Origin of the sequence: Actinoplanes sp. NPDC048791 (assembly GCF_040650095.1) — a bacterium.
Classification (GTDB): Bacteria; Actinomycetota; Actinomycetes; order Mycobacteriales; family Micromonosporaceae; genus Actinoplanes.
In genome coordinates, this window is sequence record NZ_JBEZGQ010000929.1 from 1 (window position 1) to 3,306 (window position 3,306).

At 72.0% G+C, this 3,306-nt stretch carries 6 protein-coding genes; 4 read left to right on the forward strand and 2 right to left on the reverse strand.

From position 1 onward, the window contains the following. The coding region (locus tag AB0C29_RS39890) for a hypothetical protein (protein WP_360831992.1) at positions 1-459 on the reverse strand (459 nt) is incomplete at its 3' end. Positions 460-552: 93 nt separating this feature from the next. On the opposite strand from AB0C29_RS39890, the gene AB0C29_RS39895 reads away from it, so the two are divergent. From AB0C29_RS39895 to AB0C29_RS39910, 4 genes are read left to right on the forward strand one after another with little or no spacing between them, the layout of a single operon-like run. Further along, on the forward strand, positions 553-930 hold the full coding sequence (locus AB0C29_RS39895; protein ID WP_360831994.1) for an Rv2175c family DNA-binding protein: 378 nt from the start codon (positions 553-555) through the stop codon (positions 928-930). Between the two features lie 8 nt (positions 931-938). Continuing rightward, on the forward strand, positions 939-1,265 hold the full coding sequence (locus AB0C29_RS39900; RefSeq protein WP_360831996.1) for a lycopene cyclase domain-containing protein: 327 nt from the start codon (positions 939-941) through the stop codon (positions 1,263-1,265). Continuing rightward, positions 1,262-1,642, forward strand: coding sequence for a lycopene cyclase domain-containing protein (locus AB0C29_RS39905; RefSeq protein WP_360831999.1), 381 nt, complete (start codon positions 1,262-1,264; stop codon positions 1,640-1,642). The genes AB0C29_RS39900 and AB0C29_RS39905 overlap by 4 nt, the downstream gene beginning before the upstream one ends. Before the next feature lie 12 nt (positions 1,643-1,654). After that, positions 1,655-2,509: a hypothetical protein gene (locus AB0C29_RS39910; protein WP_360832002.1), complete on the forward strand. Its 855-nt coding sequence runs from the start codon at positions 1,655-1,657 to the stop codon at positions 2,507-2,509. 226 nt (positions 2,510-2,735) lie between these two features. Here the strand turns inward: AB0C29_RS39910 and AB0C29_RS39915 are convergent. Further along, on the reverse strand, positions 2,736-3,306 hold a 571-nt coding region (locus AB0C29_RS39915; protein ID WP_360832005.1), incomplete at its 5' end, for a polyprenyl synthetase family protein.

The following is a 3,306-nucleotide window of genomic DNA, read 5'->3' on the forward strand; positions in this document are numbered from 1 at the left end:
GGCGGTGCCCCGGCCCAGTCCCGAGTTGGACAGCTCACCCTCGGAGCCGCGCGGCGCCTCGGCGGCCTGCGGGTACGGCTCCGCCCCGGCCGGCTTCTCGCCGACCAGCGCACCGATCCCGTTGACGACCGCGAAGTAGCTGCCCGCGGCCCCCGCGACCGCGAGGACGCCGAAGGCCGAGACCGCCGCGATCCGCCGCGGCCGGGGCACGAGCTGCTCGCCGTACGAGGTGCGCAGTCCACCGGTCAGGCCGGCACCGCCGAAGGTGCTGAACCCGGTCGAGGTCACGTCCGGGTGACCGGCCCCCGGCCGGACGGCTGTCCCGCCGGCCGCTGTCCCGCCGGCCGCTGTCCCGCCGGCAGCGGGCCCATCGGCGTCCGGCTCGGGCCGGCCCAGGTCGTACCGCACCGAGCGCCACGCTCCGGCCACCTCGGTGCGGGCTTTGCGCCACATGGTCATCGGGACTGTTCTCCGATCTCGAGGAACCGGGCACTTCCCGGTTCCGCATGCTCCGCTTGGTCAGCCGCGGAGCGGGCATGGCACGCTGGTCGGGTGACCGATTCCGTAACCGTGGGTGAGGCGGGGGCCCCGCAGCCCACCGGCCCGACCGAGTGGATCAACCTGCCCGACGTGGCGGACAAGCTCGGCGTGTCGATCAGCAAGGTGCACCAGATGATCCGCGACGGTGCTCTGCTCGCCGTCCGGCGCGACGGTGTCCGCGTGGTGCCGGCGGAGCTGGTGGCCAACAGCACCGTGCTCAAGCACCTCCCCGGCATCCTCACGTTGCTTCGCGACGCTGGGTACAACGACGAAGAGGCGCTGCGGTGGCTCTACGAGCCGGACGCAACCGTGGACGGCTGCGGCGCCAAGGGCCTCGGCGGGGACCGGGCCCGCGAGGTCAAGCGGCGTGCCCAGGCGCTCGGTTTCTGACCGCCCACATGCGACACCTGGCGTACCTCCTCGTGCTCGCGGGCTGCCTGGTGTCCGCGATCTGGCTGGAACCGGTGCTGAAGGTCAACGTGCTGCGCCGGTGGCGGCGGCTGCTGCTCACGCTGCTGCCGGTCGTGGTGGTCTTCGTGCTCTGGGACCTGGGCGCGATCGCCGCCGGGCACTGGACCTTCGACCCGGAACAGACCACCGGCGTGCTGTTCCCGGGCGGCCTGCCGCTGGACGAGGTGCTGTTCTTCGTCGTGGTGCCGGTCTGCGCGGTGCTGGGCTTCGAGGCGGTCCGGGCCGTGCTGCGCCGCCCGGCCGGTGACGAATGACCTACACCGTCGCGGCGCTGCTCGGCGTGGCCGGGGCGCTGATCGTGGACCTGGCCGTGCTGCGGACCCGGCTGGTGACCCGGGTGGTGTTCTGGGCCACGTACCCGATCATCATCACGTTCCAGTTGTTGTCCAACGGCATCCTGACCGGCCGCCGGATCGTCATCTACGACCCGGCGGCGATCATCGGCTGGCGGCTGGCGTATGCGCCGGTCGAGGACCTCTTCTTCGGCTTCGCGATGGTGCTGCTGACCCTGTCGGTCTGGGTCTGGCTGGGCCGCCGCGGAGTGCAGCGCACACCGGCGGCGGGCGAGGGCAGCCGGCTGCTGAGCTGGGCCCGGGCCCGCATGGGACAGCGGGATTCGGCCGATATGTGACACCATCCCGCGGTGCGTCTGAGGCCGTGGCTGCTGACCGCCGCGGCCGTGCTCGCGGTGGTGCACGTGATCGGGGTGCTGTTCGCCCGGCCGCTGTACCGCCCGGCCGAGGTGCTGGCCACGCTCTGCCTGCTGGCCTACGCGATCCTGGCCGGCGGAGGGCCCCCGCGATGGGGGTTGAGCCTCGCCGCGGCTGTGCTGGTGATCGGGGCCGCGCTGACCGTGCCCCCGCCACCAACCGACGGCGCAGGATTGCAGTTCCTCAGCCCCGAGCAGTACGACGGCCTGATCCGGCGGACGCAGCTGGAAAGCCTGATCCCGGTGACGGCCGTTCTTCTCTTCGTCCTGGTGCTGCTGGTGGTCAGCACGCGAACCGCAGGCGGGCAGTGGCCGAACCGGGCCGGGCTCCTGACGGGGATCGCGGCAGCGGTCCTGGTCGTCGGTTACACGGTTGTCCGCCTCGCGGTGATCGAGTCCGAGGTCCACGAAGTCGCGATAGTCGCCGTCTTCGGCAACGACGCGCCGGCCCCGAGGCTGTCGGCCGGTGTCATGGCTGTCCTACCGTTGCTGCTGGCGCTGACTGCGCTCGCGCTCGCCGTCGTGGCGGCCGCTCAGCGACGCCTGCGGGCCGCCGGTGGTGCGCTGCTGCTGGCGGTGACGGGGCTGATCTGGATCGACGCCGCGATCGGGGCCGCCCGTCTGCCCTACGCCGTCCACGACGACGCGAGCGTGTTCTCGCTGGACCTGTTCACCGCGACGGACGCGCTGCCCCAGCCGACGCAGGCGCTGACCGCCGCTCTGCAGCTCACTGCGGCCGTCCTGCTCATCGCCGGTCTGGCCCGCCGGCCGTCGACCGGTGGGGTTTGACCAAGCACGCACCTGGCATTCGGCGGGAGTGCCCTGTGTCAACCGCAGATCCCGGGAGGCGATGACCGTGAGTATGGCGATTCTGTTCTCGGGTAACGGGATCTCGGAAGGGAGCCCAAATCGGTAGATCTTGGTAAAATTTGGCCCCTATGGCGGCCACTTTTTACCAAGATCTCCCCATTCGAGGCGAGGCGCGACCGCCATTTGGCCTTGATCTGGATCGGGCTCAGACGGCTCGCCGGGTGGCCGCGTCGGCGAGCTCGAGCAGCACCCCCCGCGCCTCCGCCTCGACCTCCGCCGCGGCCAGCTCCGCCAGCGCCGCGGTTGTCAGCGCCGTGATCCGCTCCTCGGTCCGCGCCAGCGCCCCGCTGTCGCGGATGAGGGCCCGCAGCCGCTCCACCCCCGCGTCGTCCAGCGCCGGATCGCCCAGCCGGGCCTCCAGCTCGGCCCGCTCCTGCCGGCCGAGCGCGGCGTGCGCGGCCGCCACCAGATACGTCCGCTTTCCCTCGCGCAGGTCGTCGCCGGCCGGCTTACCGGTCTGCGCCGGGTCGCCGAACACCCCGAGTACGTCGTCGCGCAGCTGGAACGCCTCGCCCAGCGGCAGCCCGTAGCCCGAGTAGGCCCGCATCAGTGATTCCGGAGCGTCGGCCAGTGCCGCACCGAGCAGCAGCGGCCGTTCGACCGTGTATTTCGCCGACTTGTACCGGGCCACCTTGCTGGCCCGGTCCGTCGACGTGTCGCCGGTCACCACCGTCAGAACGTCCAGGTACTGCCCGGCGGTCACTTCGGTGCGCATC

What these genes read in the sequence shown, in the direction of transcription:
- AB0C29_RS39900 (WP_360831996.1), top strand. Translation starts at nt 939, where the DNA reads ATGCGACACCTGGCGTACCTCCTCGTGCTCGCGGGCTGCCTGGTGTCC.
- AB0C29_RS39905 (WP_360831999.1), top strand. Translation starts at nt 1,262, where the DNA reads ATGACCTACACCGTCGCGGCGCTGCTCGGCGTGGCCGGGGCGCTGATC.